Origin of the sequence: Pseudomonas sp. DTU12.3 (genome assembly GCF_004124275.1) — a bacterium.
Lineage (GTDB): Bacteria > Pseudomonadota > Gammaproteobacteria > Pseudomonadales > Pseudomonadaceae > Aquipseudomonas > Aquipseudomonas helmanticensis.
The window spans coordinates 3818503-3842856 of sequence record NZ_CP027218.1 but is presented as its reverse complement, the minus strand read 5'-3'; the positions used below and the strand labels follow the sequence as shown (position 1 = coordinate 3842856).

The following is a 24354-nucleotide window of genomic DNA, read 5'->3' as shown; positions in this document are numbered from 1 at the left end:
GCGCGATGATACCAAGGGTGGGCTGTCTGATCGCTCTTTTAAACGCTCAACTGATGCGCCGACGCAGCGGCTTCCGATACCGATGAAATACCTGTAACCCCGGCCAGCCCTCGCGTCGGCGGGTAATCAGCGATATTGCCGACGGCGGATTTATTGTTTCAGGCTGTTTAGCCGGCACCGGATCCGTGTAGGAGCTGCGGCACGCTGCGATCTTTTGATCCTGATTTTTTAAAAAACACGATCAAAAGATCGCAGCCTCGTTGCACTCGTCAGCGCCTACAGGGGATTGGTGTTGAACGGGCCTTTGATCTGTTAAAGCTGCATTTGCGAAACGCTGCGATTTACAATGGCCGACCTCTGATGGAGATCAGCCTTCGTGGATGTTCTCGAACAACTCTATGTTCACCTTGATCGGTGGATCATCGCCCCGGTCAGCGGGCAGTTTGTCGGTCTGTTCGATCTGAATGGGCGCCTCGGCGTGGGGTTTATCGTCGCCTCCTACAGCGTCGCCTACGTGCTGTTTCGCTATCGTAAATCCCGGCACCTCACGGCAGCGCCGTCGTTCTGGCAATTCATCGGCGGCAACCGCGTGTTCGGGCATCGCTCGGCATGGCTGGATTATCGCTATTACTTCATCAAGGCCATTCTCAAAGTCATCTGGGTGCTGCCGATCGTCGCGCTGGTCGATCCGTGGATCCTGCGTTCCGGCGACTATCAGCAGTTTTTCAGCCATCTGTGGGGCGCGCGCGAACAAGTGCCGAATCACCCCTTCATCGCACTGTTCTACGGCGTCGGCGTATTTCTGCTCAAGGACTTCCTGCATTACTGGATTCATCGCGCCTTTCATTCGCGCTACCTGTGGGAGTTTCACAAGGTGCATCATTCGGCGCCGGTGCTGGTGCCCGCCACGGCGAGCCGGATTCATATTGTCGAAACCCTGGTCGAGCGGTTGGTGATGACCGTCGGCATCGCTGCGTTTGCCGGAGCGGTCTGGTACTACTGTGGTGGCGAAATCAGCCGCTACACCTTGTTCGGCGTGACCTGGCTGGTGCTGATCCTCAATAGCCTCGCGTCGAACCTGCGCCACAGCCATGTCTGGCTGTCGTTCGGCCCGGCGATCGAACACGTACTGAATAGCCCGGCGCAGCACCAGATCCATCACAGTGACGCCGCGCGCCACCGCAACAGGAACTTCGCCACCAATCTGTCGGTGTGGGACTGGATGTTTGGCACGTTATACGTCACCACCTCAACGCCGGAGCCATTGCGCTTCGGCACCGGTGAGGCGGATCGCGATCGCTACCTGACGCTGTACAGCCTGATCGTCATGCCCTTTGTAGATACCGCCCGACGCTTTCTGCCCGCCAAGCAGCCGCGTGCTATCGATATGCAATAAAGGTATTTAATGTAAGTTTTTTATAGCGATACAGTCCGGCCTTTTAGCAAATCCGCTGGCCTTGGTCGAGCAAATCGTCAAAGACCCGGAAATCGATTTCACCGTGGTGCCGCAGCGCACCTTTATCTATGCCGAGAAATTGCAGGAGCCGGGCGTGCTGAAGAACAAGGCAGAGAGCTGGAAGTATTATTTCTTTGAGGAAGCGCATGGCGGCGCGGGGAACTGACAACGCCGGGTCAAGGAGGGAACGCCGGGTCAAGGTGGGAACACCGGGGGTTGTTTCTGGACAGCGTAATAGCCACTCAGTAGCATTCGATTCCAACGGATTATCCCTTCGCACGTCGTCCGACGTGGAACGCTCAAGGAATCGACATGCGTGACACCCCCAATGATCCGCAACGAACGGTCGTGACCCTGGTCAACGGCGAGATTCGTTGTGAAACGCAGATCAGTTTCAGCTCGATGTCGCTCGTCGATGGCGAGATTCGGGTGCATCGTGCTGAAGGCAATCAGCTAGACGTTCCGGTGCCCGGGGCGGACTTCGCGCTGCGCTTTGATCTGGACGGCGTGCAAAAAGTAACGGCGACGCAACAGACGCCGGTTGAACCGGTGCCTGCCGATGACAGCTTGAAGTTATTCACCTCGAAAACCGTATGGATCACCCTCGGGCTGTGGTTCTTCGTCAGTTCGGTGTTTGGTTGGCTGGGGATTGTGGCGGCAGGCGGATATCTCGGTTACCAGTGGAGTGAGGTTGAGAAGCGCAAGGAACAGTTGGCCAAGGCGCCCGTAGATAAAGCCGTGACCCGTTCCGCCTCGGGGATGTCACGGGAAAGCGTGCGCAGGGCTTTGGCCCGCAAGCGTTAGTGCATACCCAAAACAAAAAAGGGGCGGCCTGATCATCGATCAGGCCGCCCCTTTTTTTACAGCCCAGTCAGATCAATGCATCTTGCTGTGATCGTGACCTTCCATGTTGGTCAGCGCGCGCACCGGCGCTTTGACCTCGATGGTTTCTTTCTCGCCCTTGGCGTTCTCGACGGTCAGGGTCAGCGGCACTGTTTCGCCTTCTTTCAACTGACCGCTGAGGCCCATCAGCATCACGTGGTAGCCGTTCGGATCAAGCTTGACGGCTTTGCCGGCCGGCAGTTCGACGAACTTCACCGGGCCCATGCTCATGACGTCGTTCTTCATGGTCATTTCGTGGATCTGCACGTCTTTGGCCACTGGTGTGGCGACGCTGAGCAGTTTGCTGTCGCTGTCGGCGGTGAGGGTCATGAACGCGCCACTGGCGGTCTGGGTCGGCACGGTGGCGCGGACCCAGGCGTCGTCGATTTGGGTCTGTGCCGACGCCTGGAACGCCAGGCCCATCAGCGACAGGGTCAGCGCGGCGCGTTTGATGTGGTTCAGAACAGGGTGCATCAGCAAACCTCCATAACAGTAAGCAAATCTTCCGTGCATTGTTCTGCCGAAAGCGATGTGGACAGACCCAGGCGCAGACCGCCATTGGAGTCGTAAACGTAACTGGTGGCAGTGTGCGAGATGGTGTAGGTGTCGCCGGCCGGGACTTTCTCGTAGAACACGTCGAATTCCTTGGCCGTGGCCGCGGTTTCCTCAAGCGTGCCGTACAGCGCAACGAACGTCGGGTCGAAGGCTTTCATGTAGGCGTCGAGGATTTCCGGGGTGTCGCGTTCGGGATCGAGGCTGATGAAAATCACCTGCAAGCGGTCGCCATCGGCGCCCATCAGCTTCTTGATTTTCGCCGCGCGGGCGAGGGTGGTCGGGCAGACTGCCGGGCACTGGGTGAAACCGAAGAACACCATCGGCATCATGCCGCGAAAGCTCGACAGCGTCATGGTTTCGCCATCGGTGTTCTTCAGTTTGAAGGTGCGTCCCATGATCTTGTTACTCAGATCCTTGCCGTACTTGTACGACAGTTGGCCGCGGGTGTCGCAGCCGGCGAGCAGGCCGAGCCCGAGTACGCCCATTCCCGCAAGCACCTTGCGGCGAGTCAACAAAGCCGTCATCTAATACCGCCTTTTGCAGCCCGTCAGTCGACAGGACTGGCGGGGGGTTAACCGTAAAAGCGGCGCATGATACCAAACTGAGACCAGACGACGGCTGCGGATCGCCGCGCGGTGTGGGATCTGGCGACAAAAGGTGTAAGAAAAAGTGACGAGTGCTTACTGCGCTTGCGCCGCATCGGCCCGCCAGCCGCCGCCCAGCGCGGTGTACAGGTTGACCTCGGCGACCAGTTGCGCGAGGCGGTCGGTGATCAATCCTTGCTGCGAACTGAACAGCGAACGCTGCGCATCGAGGAACGTCAGGCTGCTGTCGACGCCGTTCTTGTAACGATTTTGCGCGAGGTTGTAATAGGTTTGCGTGGCCTCGACCAGATCGCGTTGCGCCTGCAATTGCTGCTGATAGGTGGCGCGCGCGGCGAGCCCGTCGGCGACTTCCTGAAACGCCGTTTGAATCGATTTTTCGTATTCGGCGACGGCAACGTCTTTCTGCAGTTTCGAATAATCCAGGCTTGCGCGCAGGCTGCCGGCGTTGAAGATCGGCAGGTTGATTTGCGGTTGAAAGGTCCACGCGCCGGAACCACCGCCAAACAACCCGGACAGATCGCGGCTGGAAGTGCCGGCATTGGCGGTCAGGCTGACACTGGGGAAAAACGCCGCCCGCGCCGCGCCGATATTGGCGTTGGCGGCTTTCAGTTTGTATTCGGCCTGGAGAATGTCCGGGCGCCGTTGCAGCAAGTCCGAGGGCAAGCCGGCCGGCAGTTGCTCGACCAGATCGCTGGCCAGCGGTTGCCCGGGCAAGGACGCCGGCACCGGCGTGCCGACCAGCAAGGTCAGGCTGTTCAGGTCCTGGGCGACCTGGCGCTGGTAGCGCGCCAGATTGGCCCGTGAACTGTCGACGCTGGTTTGCGCCTGCGCCTGCTCCAGCGCCGAGGATTTGCCGGCATCGCGATTGCGCGTGGTCAGGTGCAGGCTTTGCTCGTCGGCGGCGAGGGTGTCGCGGGTCAGTTCGAGCAGTTCCTGATCGGCGCGCCAGGTCAGGTAGGCATTGGCGACGTTGGCCACCAGACTCAATTGTGCGCTGCGCCGCGCCTGTTCGGTCGCCAGCCAGGTTTGCAGCGCCTGCTCGCTGAGGCTGCGCACCCGGCCGAAGAAATCCAGTTCGTAGGCGCTGATACCGAGGTTGACCGCGTAGGTCGAGTTGATCAGCGCCTTGCCTTGGGTCACGCTAGGCGGCATGCGCTGGCGTGATTCGCTGGCATTGGCCGACACTGCCGGGTACAAGTCGGCGCGTTGAATGCGGTATTGCGCCTGAAACGCTTCGACGTTGAGCGCCGCGACGCGCAGGTCGCGGTTGTTGACCAGGGCGCTTTCGATCAGTCGTTGCAGGGCCGGATCGTTGAACAGCGTGCGCCAGTCTTCGCTGGACGTGGCGGCCTGCGTTGGCAGCGGATATTGCGTTGCAACCGGTGAGGCGGGCCGCTGGTAGTCGGGAATCAAGGAGCAGCCGGCCATCAGCATGGCCATGGACAGCAGAGAAAATCGCAACGTCGACATCAAACAGCCTCGTTCATGAAAGAGCAGATGCTTGTAGTGAATAACCTAAGCCAGACACTCCCCCCGTAGGAGCTGCGGCACGCTGCGATCTTTTGATCCAAAAAAAGCAGAATCAAAAGATCGCAGCGTGCCGCAGCTCCTACAGGGGGGGAAGTCAGTTGAACCGGCTCAGGCCCCGGCCATCCATTTCGCCAGCCCATGCCGGCCACTGACCCCCAGTTTCGCCGTGGCGCGCTTGAGATAAGTCTCGATCGAGCTGTTCTTGACCCTCAGCTGTTCTGCCATTTGCGGCACCGTGCCGCCGGTCAACAGGCCCAGGCACACCTCCTTTTCGCGTGCCGAGAGAACGATGCCGCTCAGTCCCAGGCGTTCATCGAATACCTGCGCCAGCGGGGCTTGATCCAGTTCGGCCAAGGGCTGGCGCGGTTGTCTGGCGAGGAGTTGCCGACTGATCTGCGCATGGCGCTCGATCAGCGGCAGCAAGGTGTCGGAAAGGCTCTTGAGAAATGACAGTTCCGGCAGGGAAAACACGCGTTGGGTGTGCGGTCGGTAAAACGAGATGACGCATCGGCGGTTCGAGGTGCGCGAGACCAGATTGCACTGGTGGGCGCTGTGCTGCGGGTGGCGTGGCTGGAGCGAGGCTTTCAGTTGGATCAACAGCGAGTCGTTCATCTCGATCATCTTCTGTAGCAACGGATGATCGTCCGGTCGCTGCAACGGGTCGGGCGGCGGGAAAGTCTGCGCCTGCCCGGCGCTGCCCAGCGGCTTGATCTCGACCACGCTGGCCTGACGCTCATCCAGCGTCCATTCACTCAGATCGACGCGGTTGACCGGCACCAGGGTGTCGACCAACTGGAACATGTTGGTGGCGAAGTGATCGTCGCCCGTGCTTGCAATCAGCTCCCCCAGTTGCCAGTAAAAGTGCGGGTTTTCCATGTTGCGAATGCTGCCGGTCAGATTCATATCCTTGTCATCCCTGTTTCAGAGCCATCACTGAATCGTCTGCCGTCTATGTAAAAGCCGCCCACGCAGTCATTTCTCCTTGAACATGATCCGGTGGGGGATTTAAGCCTATGGATTTGTCCTACGTCTGTAGGGGAAAACAGGGACACAAAGTGCCACTATTTCTGAATCTTGGCGCCGGGGTTCTGGCGGGGCGCAACACCAGCGAGGCGTCGCAAGTGACTGTTCAGTCATGCCAAGACCCTGAAAACCGGGGTAATGCTTTTGGCTGATCGGCGATGCCCAGGCAAATGGCGGCGCTGCTATGTGGTTCTTTTCCTACAAGCTTTTCAGAATTTCCTCTCCGAACTTCTAGGCAGTGCCTACGCTAGCCACGCCAGAACGGCCAAACAGCCGCGTGCAGGCGATGTGGTTGTCCGGGTTTCAGGTGTCATGTCGGTGTCGGGGCCGATGCTTGAATACCCGGCAAATTACATGAGATGGATCTTATGCCGCCTATTTCTGCCAACGTGGCGGACGATCAGTCCGCGCCTGTCGAGACGTTCCCTCTGACTGCCGCCCAACGGGATATCTGGCTGGACCAACTGTGTCGCGGAGATTCGCCGCTGTACAACATTGGCGGTTACGTCGAACTGAGCGGGCCTCTGGATCCGCAGGTGCTGCAAGCGGCACTTGAGCGACTGGTTGCAGGCCACGATGGCTTGCGCACGGTGCTGCTCGCCGAGGTCGGTGACGACGGCCTGCCGTTGCAGGGATTTGCCCGGCAGTTGCCGGTGGCCATGCCGCTGCATGATGTCAGCGAGCATCCAGCACCACAGTCAGCGGCACAGGCGTTGATCGAAAAACAGATGGCGCAGGCGTGCCTGTTGAGCGGCCAAGCATTGTTTCGCTTCAGCCTGATTCGCCTTGATCGGCACCGTCACTGGCTTGCGGCGCAGGCGCACCATTTGATCATCGATGGCTGGGGTTTCGGTCTGTTGTTCAAATCGCTGGGGGAAATCTACAGCGCGTTGTGCCGTGGCGAGCAGCCAGCCGTGGCGGCGCCGTCCTATGTCGGCTTCATCGACGATGACGCGCGCTACCGGCAGTCATCGCGCTATGAACTCGATCAACGCTACTGGCTGGACAAGTACCGCAGTATTCCCGAACCCTTGCTGACGCCGCGTCATCACGAACCCCTCGACCCTGAAACGGCGCCCAGCCTGATCCATGTCGAGGCTTTTCCGACGCTGTTGCACGAACGCATGAAAGACACCGCGCGGCAGCTCGGCGGCTCGGCGTTTCATGTGCTGCTGGCAGCGCTGCACGTGTATTTCAGTCGCACCGCGCAACGTGACGAGTGGGTGGTCGGCTTGCCGATCCTCAATCGCTCCGGGGCCATTTTCAAAAGCACTTTGGGCTTGTTCACTCAGGTCAGCGCGATGCGCATGGGCTTTGGTCGAACACTTTCATTTGCCGAATTGATCAAGGCGATCGGCGCTGGCCTGAAGCAGGATTTCCGTCATCAGCGCTACCCGCTGAGCGAGATGAACCGCGCGCTGGGCCTGTTGCGCGAAGACCGTTCGCAGCTGTTCGAATTGTCGGTGTCCTACGAGCAGGATGACCATGAATATCGCTACGGTGAGGCGCCGGGGCACGTGATCAAGGTCTCCAACCAGCACGAAGCGACACCGCTGGCCATTCACCTGCGCAGCAACCGTTACAACGACAAGGCCTGGTTGCATCTGGTGTATTCGCCGGCATATTTCGCGGCGGATGAGATCGCCTCGTTCACTGAGCGCTTGTTGCTGATCCTTGAGCAAGGCCTGGAATCTCCCGAACGGGCGGTCGCCGATTTCGACCTGAGCACGCCGGCAGAAATCGCCCGGATCAATGAGTGGAACGACACTGGGGTCGGCTATCCGCAAGGCCAGATGATTCATCAGCGCTTCGAGTCGCGGGCAGCCGAACAGCCGGACGCGGTCGTCGCCACTTATCAGGGACGAACGCTGAGCTACGCCGAACTGAATCGGCAGGCCAATGCGCTGGCCCATCATCTGCTGGGCCTTGGCGTACGGCCTGATGAGCGGGTTGCGATTGTTGCGCGCAGGGGCCTGGAAACACTGGTCGGGCTGCTGGCGACGCTCAAGGCTGGCGCCGCTTATGTGCCGATTGACCCGGCGCATCCGCCCGAGCGCCTGAGTTATCTGCTCAGCGACTGCGCTCCCGTGGTGGTGCTGACGCAAAGCGCTGTGCGCGAGCGTTTACCCGCCACCGCGTTGCCAGTGATCGAGCTTGATCGACGCGAATGGTCTCTCGACAACATCACTAATCTCGACGTACCCGGGCTGAACACCGGCAACCTCGCCTATGTGATTTACACCTCCGGCTCGACCGGGCTGCCCAAGGGGGTGATGGTCGAACACCGCACGTTGGCCAATCTGGTTGATTGGCACTGCGCGGCCTTCGCTCTCGGCGCCGGGCAGCACACGTCGAGCCTCGCCGGGTTCGGTTTCGACGCGATGGCGTGGGAGATCTGGCCGGCGCTGTGTGCCGGGGCGACGGTGCATTTTTCACCCGCGAGCGAAGGCAACGAAGACATCGACGCACTGCTCGCCTGGTGGCGTGCGCAACCGCTGGACGTCAGCTTCCTGCCAACACCGATTGCCGAATATGCCTTCAGTAAACAACTCGATCACCCGACCTTGCGCACCTTGCTGATCGGCGGTGATCGCCTGCGTCAGTTCAATCGTGCGCAGTCGTTTGCGGTGGTCAACAACTATGGCCCGACCGAAGCCACGGTGGTCGCCACTTCAGGCCTGATCACCCCGGGGCAGGCGTTGCACATCGGCAAACCGCTGAGCAATGCCACGGCTTACTTGCTCGACGAGCAGCAGCGCCCGGTGCCGCTCGGCATCATCGGCGAGTTGTATGTCGGCGGCGCCGGTGTCGCCCGCGGTTATCTGAACCGGCCGCAATTGACCGCCGAACGCTTCCTTGACGACCCGTTCAGCACGCAGCCGGATGCGCGCATGTACCGCACCGGCGATCTCGCCCGTTGGCGCGCCGATGGCAATCTTGAGTACATCGGCCGTAACGACGATCAGGTGAAAGTTCGCGGTGTGCGTGTCGAGCCGGGCGAAATCGAAGCCGCTCTCGCCAGCCATGCGGCGGTGCAGGAGGCCGTGGTGCTGGTGCGCGACGGCCAACTGTTGGCGTGGTTCACCGAGCGTGAAGCGCTGGACATCCTGCAATTGCACGCGCACCTGACCTCGCGCTTGCCGGCCGCCATGCTGCCGGCCGCTTACGTACGTTTGGCGACGTTACCGCTGACGGCCAATGGCAAGCTCGACCGCCAGGCCCTGCCGGCACCGGGGCCGGAAGCGTTGATCCGTCGTCAGTACGAGGCGCCACAGGGTGACGTCGAAATCGCTTTGGCGCAGATCTGGGCCGAGGTCTTACAGGTCGAGCGGGTAGGGCGTCACGACCATTTCTTTGAGCTGGGCGGCCACTCGTTGTTGGCGGTCGGCCTGATCGAACGCATGCGCCAGATCGGCATGAGCAGTGATGTGCGGGTGCTGTTCAACCAGCCGACACTGGCAGCGCTGGCAGCGGCGGAGGGCAGTGGTCGCGAAGTCGAGGTGGCGGCCAACCGCATTCCTGCCGATTGCACGCACATCACGCCTGACCTGCTGCCACTGGTGCAACTGGATCAGGCGATGATCGAACGTATCGTCGCGACAGTGCCGGGCGGCGCCGCCAACGTGCAGGACATCTACCCGTTGGCGCCGTTGCAGGAAGGCATTCTCTATCACCACATCACCGCCGCGCAGGGCGATCCGTATCTGCTGCAATCACTGCTGGCGTTCGACAGCACCGAGCGGGTCGAGGCCTTCGCCGCTGCGTTGCGTCAGGTCATGGCACGCCACGACATCCTGCGCACGGCCGTGGTCTGGGAAGGGCTGACGTCACCGGTGCAAGTGGTTTGGCGTGAGGCCATTTTGCCGGTGCAGGAGGTTGAACTTGACCCTGTCCACGGCGCGATCATCGATCAATTGCACGAGCGCTTCGACGCGCGGCGCTATCGCCTCGATGTCAGTCAGGCACCGCTGTTGCGTCTGATGTTTGCCCCTGACCCGGCAAATAACCGCGTGGTCGGCATCTTGTTGTTCCATCATTTGGCGATGGATCACATCGCGCTGGAGGCGATGCGCGAAGAAATCCACGCCTGCCTTTCGGGTAGCGCCGAACCGCTGGCGGCACCGGTGCCATACCGCAACTATGTGGCGCAGACGCGTCTGGGCGTCAGTGAGCAGGAACATGAAACGTTCTTTCGGCAGATGCTCGGCGACATCGACGAGCCGACCTTGCCGTTCGCCTTGCAGAACGTTCAGGGCGATGGCAGCAACATCGAAGAAGCCGAGCAAGCTGTGGCGTCCGATCTCTATCAACGCGTGCAGCAGCAGGCACGCCTGGCCGGCGTGAGTGTCGCCAGTTTGATCCACCTCGCCTGGGCGCAGGTGTTGGCGGCGACATCCGCTCAGCAAAGTGTGGTGTTCGGCACGGTGCTGATGGGCCGCATGCAGGGTGGCGCCGGGGCCGATCGCGCGCTGGGGGTGTTCATCAACACCTTGCCGCTACGGGTCGATGTCGGTGAAGGCGCGCGCGCTGCGGTGAAGTCCACCCATGCACGGCTGAGCGCTTTGCTCGCCCATGAACATGCCTCGTTGGCACTGGCCCAGCGTTGCAGTGGCGTCGCCGCGCCAGCGCCGCTGTTCAGCGCCTTGCTCAACTACCGGCACAGCGATGATGTCGAGCAAAAAAACTCCCGGCAAACCTGGGAGGGCATCGAGACCCTGGCCAACGAGGAACGCACAAACTACCCGTTTACCTTGAGTGTCGATGACTTCGGCACGGGCTTGCGCCTGACCAGCAGAACCTTGTCGAACATTGGCGCGCAGCGGATTTGCGCTTACGTGCAGGCGGCTTTGAACGGTTTGGTCGAGGCGTTGGAGACTACGCCGCAACGGCCGTTGAACAGTCTGGCGTTGCTGCCGCAAGAAGAACTGCACCAGCTGTTGGTCGAGTTCAACGATACGGCCGTCGATTGCCCGATGGACCAGCCGCTGCAGGCGCTGTTCGAGCAACAGGTGCTGCGCAAGCCGGATGCGATTGCGGTGCAATTTGCCGAGCAGCGCCTGACCTATCGCGAACTGAACGAGCAAGCCAACCGCTTGGCCCATCACCTGCGCGGACTCGGCGTACAAGCGGATTCGCGGGTAGCGATCTGCGTCGAACGCGGCCCTGAACTGGTGATCGGTCTGCTGGGCATTCTCAAGGCTGGCGGCGCTTACGTGCCGCTCGATCCGGATTACCCGCTGCAACGGCTCAACTACATGTTGCAGGACAGCGCACCGGTCGCGCTGCTGGTGCATGCGGCGACGCGCGATCTGCTCGGCGAACCCGGCGTGCCGTTGATCGATCTCGACCTCGGTTTATGGCAGGACCAGCCGCACGACAACCCGCAGGTGCCGGATCTCGGCGCGACGAATCTGGCCTACATGATCTACACCTCCGGCTCCACCGGTACGCCGAAAGGCGTGATGATCGAACACCGCAGCGCCTGCAACATGGTGCACTGGGGCTCGCAACTGGCGCCGCCCACCGAACACGGGGCGTTGCTGCAAAAGGCCCCGTACAGTTTCGACAGTTCGGTGTGGGAAATTTTCTGGCCGCTGTGCTCGGGCATGCGCCTGGTGCTGGCGCGGGCCGACGGCAACCGCGATTCGGCCTATGTGACGCAAGTGATCCGCGAGCAGAACATTACCGTGGTCAAGTTCGTGCCGGCGTTGTTGCAGCAGTTCATCGAACAGGACGACGTCAGCCAGTGCACCAGCCTCACCGATGTGCTCAACGGTGGCGGCGAATTGACCGTTGCGCTGGCCCGGCAAGTGCGCGAGCGCCTGCCGTGGGTGCGCCTGCACAACGTCTACGGGCCGACCGAAACCACGGTCGATAGCAGCGGCTGGACATTGGAACCCGGTGAACCTGTGCCGCCGACATGGGTGCCGATCGGCAAGGCGCTGAGCAACACGCGGCTGTATGTCCTCGATGGCTGCGATCAACCGGTGCCGCTTGGCGTCAGCGGTCATCTGCACATTGGTGGGGCGGGCGTGGCGCGCGGCTATCTGGGGCTGCCGCAATTGCAGGCCGAACGCTTTATCGACAACCCGTTCGTGGCCGGTGATCGCCTCTATCGCACCGGTGATCTGGTGCGTTACGGCGCTGATGGCAATCTCGAGTTTCTCGGGCGCAATGATTTTCAGGTCAAGTTGCGCGGGGTTCGCCTTGAGCTGGGCGAGATTGAAGCGCGTCTGCTGGAGCATCCGGCCATTCGTGAGGCGGTGGTGCTGGTGCGCGATGAGCGACTGGTGGCTTATTACAGCGTGCGTGCCGAGTCGGCTGCACCGACACTTGAAGCGTTGCGCGCGCATGTGTTGGCGCGGTTGCCGGAGTTCATGGTGCCCGGCGCCTACGTGCTGCTGGCGGCGCTGCCCCTGACGCCCAACGACAAAATTGATCGCAGGGCGTTACCGGAACCGGGGGCGGAGGCGCTGCTCAGCCGGCCTTATGCCGCGCCCGAAGGCGACGTGGAAACGGCCCTGGCGCAGATCTGGGCGCAGGTGCTCAAGGTCGAGCAGGTGGGGCGCGACGACAATTTCTTCGAACTGGGTGGGCACTCGTTGCTGGCGGTGAGTCTGGTCGCGCGCATGCGCCTGGCCGGGTTGCATGTCGACGCGCGCACGCTGTTCAGCCAGCCGACACTGGCCGCACTGGCGGCACAGACCTCGCGGCAGGCGAAGCAGGTCGAGATCGCCCCGACCACCATCCCCAACCTCAACCGCAAACGCCGCCTCTGACCTCGCAATCTGAACCCTCCCTGTAGGAGCTGCCGAAGGCTGCGATCTTTTGATGTTGTTTTTAAAAGCAAGATCAACAGATCGCAGCCTGCGGCAGCTCCTACAGAGGCGAGTAGCGGGAGGGCGGCTTGTCCCCGCTTCCCATGTCAGACACCCACGGCTCGATGTTTTAGTTTTTCCAGGCTGCGCGCCGCGTGCACGGACTCGCTGCTGCGCGCTCCTTTTTTCCGCATTTACAGCAGGTTACCTCATGCATTTCAGCGAACTGATGGCTGTTATTTCCACCCATGCGATCCGCCTTCAACAGGAAGATGAAGACCTGGTCATTCTGGGCAGCGACGACGCGCTGGACGACGCGTTGTGGGACAGCCTCTCGGCGCACAAGGCGCAACTGCTGGAACTGGTCGCCGAACACGGCGGCGACTGGCTGAGCCCGGCCTTTCGCATCACCCCGGACATGCTGCCGCTGGTGCAGCTCAGTCAAGACACCCTTGACCGCATCGTCGCCACGGTGCCGGGCGGCGCTGCCAACGTGCAGGACATCTATCCGTTGTCGGCGTTGCAGGAAGGCATGCTTTATCACCATCTCTCGGCCGTCGCCGGCGATCCCTACATCTCTCAGGCGCGCTTCGTGTTCGACAGCCCGCAACGGCTGGAGGCTTTTGCCGAGGCGTTGCGCTGGGTGGTCAAGCGCCACGACATCCTGCGCACCTCGTTTGTCTGGGAATACCTCGACGAAGCGGTGCAAGTGGTCTGGCGCGAGGCGCCGCTGGTGTGTGAAGACATCAGCGTCGACAGCGACCGCGATGTGCTCACACAACTGCTGGAACGCCACGACCCGCAGCACTTCCGCCTCGACATGCAGCAAGCACCGCTGCTGTGCATGGTCTACGCGCTGGATCCCGCTCAGGACCGCGTGGTCGCACTGTTGCTGTTTCATCACATGATCATGGATCACGTGGCGCTGGATGTGCTGCGCCGGGAAATCCAGGCCTTCCTGCTCGGGCAGACCGCGCAAGTGCCGGCGCCGGTGCCGTATCGCGATCACCTGGCGATGGCGCGCAGTGCCGGCAACGAGCAGGCGCAGGAAGCGTTTTTCCGCGAGATGCTCGCCGACATCGACGAGCCGACGCTGCCGTGTGGTTTGCAGGATGTGCAGGGCGACGGCCACGCCATCGAGGAAGCCGCGTTGCTGCTCGACAGTCGCTTGAGCCGGCAGTTGCGCGAGCAGGCGCGGCAGCTCGGCGTGAGTGTCGCGAGCCTGACGCATCTGGCCCTGGCCCGCGTGCTGGGGCAATTGTCCGGGCGCACGGCGGTGGTGTTCGGCACTGTGCTGCTCGGGCGGATGGACGCGGGCGAGGGTGGTGAGCAGGCGCTGGGAATGTTCATCAACACCTTGCCGCTGCGCGTTGATGTCGGCGAGCAAAGCGTGCGTGCCGGCGTGCTGGCGACCCATCGGCGCCTGACCGCGTTGCTGGCGCACGAGCAAGCTTCGCTGGCCCTGGCGCAACGCTGCAGCGCCGTGGAGGTGCCGGCGCCGCTGTTCAGCGCGATCCTCAATTACCGGCACAGCAGCGTCGAAGAAGTCGCGGACGTGGTCGATATCGCCCCTGGTGTGCAGGTGCTCGGCGCCCGCGAGCGCACCAACTATCCGCTGACCATCAACATCGATGACCTCGGCGTGGACTTGCGCATCACCGCGCTGGCGGATGCGGCGCTGGGTGCTGAGCGCATGGCGAGCTATCTGAAAACGGCGCTGGAGAGTTTGGTGGCGGCCCTGCGATCCAGCGCCGATGTGGCGCTGCAAACGCTGAAAATCCTCCCTGCCAGCGAACGCGAACAACTGCTGCGCGGCATCAATTCGCCGGTGACGCAGTTCCCCAAAAAGCCGCTGATCCACCAGCAATTCGAAGCCCACGCGCAGGCCCGACCTGACGCCACAGCGCTGATTTTCGACGGGCAGACGCTCAACTACGGCGAACTCAACCGCCGCGCCAATCAGGTCGCCCACCATTTGCTGGCGCTGCACATACGCCCTGACGACCGCGTGGCCATCTGCGTCGAACGCGGCCCACAAATGATCATCGGCCTGCTCGGCGTACTCAAGGCCGGCGCTGGTTATGTGCCGATCGATCCGGCTTATCCACTGGAACGTATCCACTTCACCTTGCAGGACAGTGCCCCGGCAGCGGTGCTCCTGCAAGCCGCGACGCGCGACTGCGTGGCCGATCTCGACGTGCCGCAGATCGACCTCGACAGCGGCCAACTCAAAGCCGAACTCGACAGCAATCCGCAGATTCCCGAGCTGACCCCGGCGCATCTGGCGTACGTGATCTACACCTCCGGCTCCACCGGTTTGCCCAAAGGCGTGATGGTCGAGCACCGCAACGTGGCGCGGCTGTTCTCCGCCACCCATGACGGGTTCCAGTTCAATCAGCAGGACATTTGGGCGCTGTTCCATTCTTTCGCCTTCGACTTCTCGGTGTGGGAAATCTGGGGCGCGCTGGCGTTCGGCGGGCAATTGCTGCTGGTCCCGCAAGCTGTCAGCCGTGCGCCGGACGACTGCTATGCACTGCTCTGCAAAAGCGGCGTGACCGTGCTCAACCAGACGCCGAGCGCGTTCCGCCAACTGATCGCCGCGCAGGGTCGCAGTCAGTTGCAGCACTCTTTGCGCGAAGTGATTTTCGGTGGCGAAGCGCTGGAGCCGGGCTTGCTCAAACCATGGTATGCGCGGGTTGGCAACGCCGGCACACGGCTGGTGAACATGTACGGCATCACCGAAACCACGGTGCACGTGACCTATCGGCCGCTGCAAGCCGCCGACGCGCAGTTACTCGGCGTCAGCCCGATTGGCGTGCGCATTCCGGACCTGCAACTGTATGTCCTCGATGCGCAGCGTGAACCGGTGCCGGTCGGCGTGATTGGCGAGTTGTACGTCGGCGGCGCCGGCGTGGCGCGCGGTTATCTGAATCGCGCAGCGCTGACGGCCGAACGCTTTATCAATGATCCATTCAGTGAAAACGCCGAGGCACGTTTGTATAAAACCGGCGACCTTGCTCGCTGGGCCGCTGACGGCAGCCTCGAATACCTGGGCCGCAATGACGATCAGGTGAAAATTCGCGGTTTCCGCATCGAACTGGGCGAGATCGAGGCGCGCCTGTCCGCTTGCGCAGGTGTGCGCGAAGCCGTGGTGATCGCTCGTGAGGACAGCCCCGGCGATCAGCGTCTGGTTGCTTATTGGCTGGCCGACGCAGGTGCGGCGCCGGACGTGGCGCAATTGCGCGATCAATTGCTGGTTTCGCTGGCGGAATACATGGTGCCGAGCGCTTTCGTCCGTCTGGACGCTTTGCCGCTGACCAGCAACGGCAAGCTCGACCGCAAAGCCCTGCCTGCGCCGGACAGCGAGGCCTTCGCCCGGCGTGGTTTCGAAGCGCCGGTCGGTGCCGTGGAAAACCTGATCGCCGGGCTCTGGCAGACGTTGCTCGGTGTCGAACAGGTCGGCCGCCATGACAACTTCTTCGAACTTGGCGGTCATTCGCTGCTGGCGGTGAAGCTGATCGAGCGCATGCGCCAACAGGATCTGCATTGCGACGTGCGTGTTCTGTTCGGTCAGCCGATTGTGGCGGCGCTGGCGGCAACCTTGGGCAGCGAACGCGCGATTATCGTCCCGCAAAACCGTATCGAACCAGGTTGCACGCGCATTACCCCGGCCATGTTGCCGCTGACCAATCTCGATCAGGCCGCTATCGACCGTGTCGTCGCCAGCGTGCCGGACGGCGTCGCCAATGTGCAGGACATCTATGGCCTGGCGCCGTTGCAGGCGGGGATTCTCTATCACCATCTGGCAACCCGCGCCGGTGATCCGTATGTGTTGCAGGCGCAATTTGCCTTCGACGGTCTGGCGCAGATCAAAACCTTCGTTCGCGCCTTGAACGGCGTGATCGCACGCCATGACATTTTGCGCACCGGCATCGTCTGGGAAGGCCTGGAAGAGGCGGTGCAAGTGGTCTGGCGCAAGGCGCCACTGGCGCTGGAACGCGTCGATGCCGACGAACTCGACGGCGACGTGCTGGAGCAGATGCAGGCGCGTTTCGATCCGCGCCACTATCGCCTCGACCTCAATCGCGCGCCGCTGATGCGTTTCGCCTACACCGAAGATCAGCCAAACAAGCGCTGGATAGGCATGCTCCTGCTGCACCACATCGTCCTCGATCATACGGCGCTGGAAGTGCTGATCGCGGAAATGAACGACGTCATGCTCGGTCGCAGCAGCGACCTGCCGCCGCCGGTGCAATACCGCCACTTTGTCGCGCAGGCACGGCTCGGCGTCGATGATCAGGCGCATGAGGTGTTCTTCCGCGAGATGCTCAGCGACATCAACGAACCGACCGTGGCCTTTGGGTTGCAGGACGTGCACGGCGATGGCAGCGATATCCTCGACAGTCATTCGGAGTTGGACGCCGGCCTTGGCCAACGTCTGCGCGAGCAGGCGCGGCGGCTTGGTATCAGCGTCGCCAGCCTGGTGCATCAAGCCTGGTCTCAGGTTCTGGCGCAGGTCTCCGGTCAACAAGATGTGGTGTTCGGCACGGTGCTGCTCGGGCGCATGCAGGGCGGTGAGGGCGCCGATCGGGCGTTGGGCATGTTCATCAATACCTTGCCGTTGCACGTCAGTGTGGGTGCCGATTCGGTAGAGCATGGCGTGCGTGCCACCCATGCGCGTCTGGCGCAGTTGCTCGGCCATGAGCAGGCGTCGCTGGCGTTGGCCCAGCGTTGCAGCGGTGTCGCCGGTTCGCAGGCGCTGTTCAGCACCTTGCTCAACTACCGCCACAGTGCGCCGGAATCGGCCGCTGTCACCTGGGACGGCGTGCAGATTCTCAGCTCGCGCGAGCGCAGCAATTATCCGCTGGTGGTCAGTGTCGATGACCTCGGCGAAGGTTTCCGTTTGAGCGTGCAAGCCGTGCCGCAAGTGGACGGCGCGCGGGTCTGCGATTACTTGCAAACCGCGTTGCACAGTCTGGTCACGGCGCTGGAATACACGCCGACGACGCCATTGCAGCAACTGACGATCGTGTCGCCAAGCGAGCGGCAACGGATGCTGGTCGGCTTCAACATCAGTGATCGTGAGTATCCGCCTGCGCAGACAGTGCCGCGCCTCGTTGAAGCGCAAGTCCTGGCGCATCCCGAGGCGTTGGCGGTGGTGCAGGGCGAGCACCGGTTGAACTATGGCGAATTGAACAAAAGCGCCAATCGCCTCGCGCATCACTTGATCGGCCTTGGCGTGCAAGCCGATGACCGTGTCGCGCTGTGCCTGCGTCGCGGCCCGGACATGCTCGTTGCGATGCTGGCGATTCTCAAGGCCGGCGCCGGTTATGTGCCGATCGATGCGGATTATCCGCCAGAGCGCATCGCCTATCTGTTGCAGGACAGCGATCCGATCGCGGTAGTGGCGCAGGCGTCGACGCGTGACTTGCTCGGCGCTGTTCCCTTGATCGATCTGGACGCCAGCGACTGGCGGGACCTGCCGGACACCAACCCACAACAGCCGGAATTGACCCCGAAAAATCTCGCCTACGTGATCTACACCTCGGGTTCTACCGGGCAACCGAAAGGCGTGATGGTCGAGCACCGCACCCTGGAAAACCTCGTGCACTGGCACGCCGAAGCCTTCGATCTGCACGCCGGCAGCCACACCGCCAGCGTCGCCGGTTGCGGCTTCGACGCCATGGCCTGGGAAGTCTGGCCGGCGCTGTGCGTCGGCGCGACGGTGCATCTGCCGCCGGCGTTGATCGGCAACGAACACCTCGATGAACTGCTTGAATGGTGGCGCGCGCAGCCGTTGCAGGTGAGCTTTCTGCCGACCCCGGTGGCCGAATACGCGTTCAGTCGCGGGCTGGGTCATCCGACCCTGCGCACACTGCTGATCGGTGGCGACAAGTTGCGCCAGTTTCCGCGTGCTCAGACCTTCGATGTGATCAACAATTACGGCCCGACCGAAGCCACGGTGGTGGCGACTTCCGCGCGCATCGAACCCGGGCGGGTTCTGCACATTGGCCGGCCGATTGCCAATGCCAAAGTCTATCTGCTGGACCGTCAGCAACAGCCAGTGCCGAGCGGTGTGCAGGGCGAGGTGTATGTCGGTGGCGCCGGGGTTGCGCGCGGCTATCTGAATCGCCCGGAACTGACCGCTGCGCAGTTCCTCGACGACCCGTTCAGCGACGAGCCGCACGCGCGGATGTATCGCACCGGCGACCTCGCGCGCTGGCTGGACGACGGCAATATCGAATACCTGGGACGTAATGACGATCAGGTGAAATTGCGTGGCGTGCGCATTGAACTGGGTGAAATCGAAGCCGCGCTGAACGCTCACGATTTGGTCCGGGAATGTGTGGTGCTGGTGCGTGACGGACGCTTGGTCGCCTGGTTTACCGAAATCAGATCGGTCGACATCAGCGATCTGCACCGGCATCTCCAAGCGCGACTGCCGGACACATTGGTCCCGGCCGCGTACGTGCGACTCGACAGCCTGCCGCTGACCGCCCACGGCAAACTCGACCGCAAGGCCTTGCCCGAACCGGATCAACACGCTTGGCTCAGCCGCGAATATGAGGCGCCGCAAGGCCCGGTTGAAATCGCGTTGGCGCAGATCTGGGCCGATGTCCTGAACATCGAACTGATCGGCCGTCACGACAACTTCTTCGAACTCGGCGGCCATTCGCTGTTGGCGGTGAGCCTGATCGAGCGCATGCGTCAGGTCGGTTTGAGCGCCGATGTGCGCGTGCTGTTCAATCAGCCGAGCCTGGCTGCTTTGGCGCGCGCGTTGGGCAGTGGCCGGGAAATCGAGGTGCCGGCCAACCTGATTCCAGCCGGTTGCACGCACATCACGCCCGACATGCTGACGCTGACGACACTGGATCAGTCCAGCATCGAGCGCATCGTCGCCACGGTGCCGGGCGGCGCGGCCAATGTGCAGGATATCTATCCGCTGGCGCCGTTGCAGGAAGGCATTCTTTATCACCATCTGAGTGCCGAACAGGGCGATCCGTACTTGCTGCAATCGCGTCTGGCCTTCGACAGTCTCGAACGGTTACAGACCTTCGCCGAGCACTTGCAGCAGGTCATCGCGCGTCACGACATTCTGCGTACCAGCGTGGTCTGGGAAGGCTTGCCCAGCCCGCAGCAAGTGGTCTGGCGCGAGGCGCAGATGGTCGTGCAGCAAGTGCCGCTGGACGCTCGGGATGGCGATATTCTGCAACAGCTGCATGCGCGATTCGATGCACGGCATTACCGCCTCGATCTGACCCTCGCACCGCTGATCCGCATGGTCTACGCCGAGGATCCGGCGCAACAGCGAGTCGTCGCCATCGTGCTGTTCCATCACTCGATTCTCGACCACACCGCGATGGAGGTGATCGGCCGGGAAATGCACGCGTTGATGTTCGATCAGCCCGACACGCTGACGCCGCCGATGCCTTACCGCAACTATGTGGCGCAGGCACGCTTAAGCGCCGACGAGCAGGAACATGAAGCGTTCTTCCGCGAGATGCTCGGCGATATCGACGAGCCGACCTTGCCCTTCGGTCTGCAGGATGTGCAGGGCGACGGGCGTGGCATCGAAGAAGCGCTGCAATCGGTCGATGCCGCGCTCAATCTGCGCCTGCGCGAACAGGCCCGGCAGTTGGGCGTCAGCCCGGCGAGCCTGATGCACATGGCCTGGGCGCAGGTGCTGGGCGTGGTTTCCGGGCGCCGCGACGTGGTCTTCGGCACGGTGCTGATGGGGCGGATGCAGGGCGGCGAGGGCGCCGACCGCACGCTGGGGGTGTTCATCAATACCTTGCCGCTGCGCGTCGATCTCGCTGAAGGTGTGCGCGCCGGGGTGAAAACCGCCCATGCACGGCTGACGGCGCTGCTCGGCCATGAACACGCGTCGCTGGCGCTGGCCCAGCGTTGCACGGCCATGGCCGGTTCGGCGCCGCTGTTCAGCGCCTTGCTCAACTACCGGCACAGCGCTGCCGCCCAGCAGCCGCGCGACGGCCAAGGCATTTGGCAGGGTGTGCGCATGCTTGGCGGCGAGGAGCGCAGCAATTATCCGCTGACGTTGTCGGTGGATGATCTGGGCGAAGCTTTTGCCCTCAACGTACTCGCGGTCGCCGAGATCGGTGCGCAACGGATCTGCCGTTACATGCACACCGCACTCGAACATCTGGTGACAGCTCTGGAACAGGCGCCGCAACGTCCGCTCAACCGTTTGCCGGTGCTTTCGGTGGCGGAATACGAGCACCTGCTGGTGGGCTTCAACCCGCATTGCGCGGCCTATCCGCGTGGCGCAACGATTCAGCGCTTGGTCGAGGTTCAGGCCGAGCAGCAGCCGGATGCACTGGCAGTGGTTCAGGGCGCTCAGCATCTGACCTACGCCCAGCTCAATCAGCGCGCCAATCGCCTGGCTCATCACTTGCTCGGGCTCGGCGTGCAGCCCGATGACCGCATCGCCGTGTGTCTGCGCCGCAGCCCGGACATGCTTGTCGCGTTGCTGGCGATCCTCAAGGCCGGCGCCGGTTATGTGCCGGTCGATCCGGCGTATCCGGCAGAACGCATCGCCTATCTGTTGCAGGACAGCGCGCCGATGGCGGTGCTGGCGCAGGCTTCAACGGCTGATTTGCTAGGAAGCGTGCCGCTGATTGATCTCGACAATCCGACCTGGCAACAGCTCTCCGAGAGTAATCCGCAATTGCCGACGCTGACCCCGGCGCATCTGGCCTATGTGATCTACACCTCCGGCTCCACCGGCCAGCCAAAAGGCGTGATGGTCGAACACGCGACGCTGGAGAACCTGGTGCACTGGCACTGCGAGGCTTTCGAGCTGCGCGCCGGCAGTCACACGTCGAGCGTTGCCGGCTGCGGTTTTGATGCCATGGCGTGGGAGGTCTGGCCGGCGCTGTGTGTCGGCGCGACCCTGCACCTGCCGCCGGAGTCGGTGCGCAACGAGCACCTCGATGAGTTGCTGCAATGGTGGCGCGCGCAGCCGTTGCAGGTGAGCTTCCTGCCAACGCCGGTTGCCGAATACGCCTTCAGTCGTGACCTCGGTCATCCGACCTTGCGCACGCTGTTGATTGGCGGCGACAAACTGCGGCAGTTCCCCCGTCAGCAGACTTTCGCGGTGATCAATAACTACGGCCCGACCGAAGCCACGGTGGTCGCGACGTCTGGTGCGGTTGAAACCGGGCAGGTGCTGCACATCGGTCGGCCGATGGCCAACGCGAAAATTTATCTGCTCGACGACCAGCAGCGCCCGGTACCGGTCGGCGTGGCGGGTGAGTTGTATGTCGGCGGTGCCGGTGTCGCGCGCGGTTATCTGCATCGTCCCGAGCTGACTGCCGAACGCTTCCTCGACGACCCGTTCAGCGACGAACCGCAGGCGCGCATGTACCGCACCGGCGACCTCGCACGCTGGCTCGCGGATGGCACCGTCGAATACCTGGGGCGCAACGACGATCAGGTCAAACTGCGCGGCGTGCGCATCGAACTGGGGGAAATCGAAGCGGCGTTAAGCGGTCACGAGGCCGTGCAGGATTGCGTGGTGCTGGTGCGCGACGGCCAGTTGCTGGCGTGGTTTACCGAACGCCTGAACGTCGACATCGAAGATCTGCGCAAGCATCTGCAAGTGCAGTTGCCACAAGCCTTGGTGCCCGCCGCTTACGTGCGCCTGCAAGCACTGCCGCTGACGGCCAACGGCAAACTTGATCGCAAAGCGCTGCCGGAGCCTGATCAGAACGCCTGGCTGAGTCGCGAATATGCAGCGCCGCAGGGCGCGGTGGAAATCGCGCTGGCGCAGATCTGGGCGGACGTCCTCAAGGTCGAGCAGATCGGTCGTCACGATAATTTCTTCGAACTCGGCGGGCATTCCTTGCTGGCGGTGACGCTGATCGAGCGCATGCGTCAGGTCGATCTGAGCACCGACGTGCGTGTGCTGTTCAGCCAACCGACGTTGGCTGCGTTGGCCGCAGCGGTGGGCAGCGGTCGCGAGGTCAGCGTGCCGGACAATCTGATTCCTGCCGATTGCACGCACATCACAGCGGACATGCTGCCGCTGGTGCAACTGGATCAGGCCAGTGTCGAGCGCATCGTTGCGACGGTGCCGGGCGGCGCGGCCAATGTGCAGGATATTTACCCGCTGGCGCCGTTGCAGGAAGGGATTCTGTATCACCACCTCAGCGCCGCGCAGGGTGATCCGTACCTACTGCAATCGTGTCTGGCATTCGACAGTATCGAGCGTTTTCAAGCGTTCGCGGCGGCGTTGCGTCAGGTCATGACACGCCACGATATCCTGCGCACATCGATTGTCTGGCAAGGACTCGCGGCGCCGGTGCAAGTGGTCTGGCGGCTTGCCGAGCTGCCGGTACACGCTGTGGCGCTGGAGCCGGCGCAGGGGGAAGCCATCGATCAGTTGCGTGCGCGCTTCGATGCGCGGCACTGGCGTCTGCAGCTGGATCAGGCACCGCTGCTGCGTCTGGTGTATGCCCTCGATCCGGACAATCAGCGCGTGGTTGCCATGCTGTTGTTCCACCACATCGCCATGGATCACACCGCGCTGGCGGTGGTCAGCGAAGAAATGCAGGCGATTTTGCGCGGTGATGAGCGATTGCCGATGGCCGCTGTGCCATACCGCAATTATGTTGCGCAGACCCGCCTTGGCGTCAGCGAACAAGAGCATGAGGTGTTCTTCCGCGAGATGCTTGGCGACATCGACGAACCGACGTTGCCGTTCGGCTTGCAGGATGTGCAGGGCGACGGCAATGACATCGAGGAAGTCTGCCAGCCGCTGCCTGCCGTGGTGGCGCAGCGTCTGCGCAGTCAGGCGCGGTTGCTCGGCGTCAGCGTCGCCAGTCTGTTTCATCTCGCCTGGGCGCGGGTGCTGGCGGCAACGTCCGGTCACGAGCGCGTGGTCTTTGGCACGGTGCTGCTGGGCCGCATGCAGGGCGGCGCGGGCGCGGATCGCGGGCTGGGCATGTTCATCAACACCTTGCCGTTGCGCGTGGACGTTGACGAAAGCAATGTGCGCGCCGGGGTCAAGGCGACCCATGCGCGGCTCAGTGCGCTGCTGGCGCACGAACATGCGTCGCTGGCGCTGGCCCAGCGTTGCAGCGGTGTCGCGGCGCCGTCGCCGCTGTTCAGCGCGATGCTCAATTACCGGCATAGCGACAGTGAAACTCAGCAAAATACCCAGCGTGAGGCTTGGCAGGGCATCGAATCCCTGGCCGGTGAGGAGCGCACCAACTACCCGCTGACCCTCAACGTCGATGATCTGGGCAGCGGTTTTGAACTGACCGTAATGACCCCGTCGCGCATTGGTGCGGCACGTCTCGGTCAGTACATGCACAACGCGCTGATCGCACTGATTGAAGCCTTGGAGCACACACCACAGCAAGCGTTGAATCGCCTGACGGTGTTGTCGGACGAGGAGCGGCAGACGTTGCTGTTCGGCCTCAACGACACCGACGTTGATTACGATTTGCAGCAGACGCTGCAC

Annotated in this window: 8 protein-coding genes and 1 pseudogene (1 of these 9 only partly in view); 5 read left to right on the top strand and 4 right to left on the bottom strand. The window is 62.4% G+C overall.

The features are described from left to right. Positions 1–376 precede the first annotated feature (376 nt). From C2E19_RS17330 to C2E19_RS17320, 3 genes and pseudogenes are all read left to right on the top strand, one after another. Positions 377–1396, top strand: a complete 1020-nt coding sequence (locus C2E19_RS17330) for a sterol desaturase family protein (RefSeq protein WP_129394315.1) — start codon at positions 377–379, stop codon at positions 1394–1396. Positions 1397–1448: 52 nt separating this feature from the next. Further along, a pseudogene (locus C2E19_RS17325) lies at positions 1449–1622 on the top strand (sulfonate ABC transporter substrate-binding protein); the annotation flags it as partial. A 146-nt stretch (positions 1623–1768) separates the two neighbouring features. Then, complete coding sequence (locus tag C2E19_RS17320) at positions 1769–2260, top strand: hypothetical protein (RefSeq protein WP_129394314.1); 492 nt, start codon at positions 1769–1771, stop codon at positions 2258–2260. A gap of 72 nt (positions 2261–2332) precedes the next feature. Here C2E19_RS17320 and C2E19_RS17315 read toward each other — a convergent pair whose 3' ends face one another. From C2E19_RS17315 to C2E19_RS17300, 4 genes are all read right to left on the bottom strand, one after another. Next, the gene (locus C2E19_RS17315) at positions 2333–2812 is read right to left on the bottom strand and encodes a copper chaperone PCu(A)C (protein ID WP_129394313.1); all 480 of its coding nucleotides are present in this window, start codon (positions 2810–2812) and stop codon (positions 2333–2335) included. Further along, entirely contained in the window at positions 2812–3417 is a 606-nt protein-coding gene (locus tag C2E19_RS17310) for an SCO family protein (protein ID WP_008079652.1), read from the bottom strand. Before C2E19_RS17310 ends, C2E19_RS17315 begins: the two co-directional genes overlap by 1 nt. A gap of 156 nt (positions 3418–3573) precedes the next feature. Then, on the bottom strand, positions 3574–4968 hold the full coding sequence (locus C2E19_RS17305; RefSeq protein ID WP_129394312.1) for an efflux transporter outer membrane subunit: 1395 nt from the start codon (positions 4966–4968) through the stop codon (positions 3574–3576). Positions 4969–5136: 168 nt separating this feature from the next. Further along, entirely contained in the window at positions 5137–5931 is a 795-nt protein-coding gene (locus tag C2E19_RS17300) for a helix-turn-helix transcriptional regulator (RefSeq protein ID WP_129394311.1), read from the bottom strand. Between the two features lie 488 nt (positions 5932–6419). Here C2E19_RS17300 and C2E19_RS17295 point away from each other — a divergent pair, with 488 nt between their 5' ends. Both C2E19_RS17295 and C2E19_RS17290 read left to right on the top strand, forming a co-directional pair. Next, positions 6420–12830, top strand: coding sequence for a non-ribosomal peptide synthetase (locus tag C2E19_RS17295; RefSeq protein WP_129394310.1), 6411 nt, complete (start codon positions 6420–6422; stop codon positions 12828–12830). 250 nt (positions 12831–13080) lie between these two features. Next, positions 13081–24354 carry the 5' portion of a non-ribosomal peptide synthetase gene (locus tag C2E19_RS17290; RefSeq protein ID WP_129394309.1) on the top strand. Its footprint extends 1737 nt past the window's final position, so only the first 11274 of its 13011 coding nucleotides appear in the window; the start codon lies at positions 13081–13083; its stop codon lies beyond the right edge, outside the window.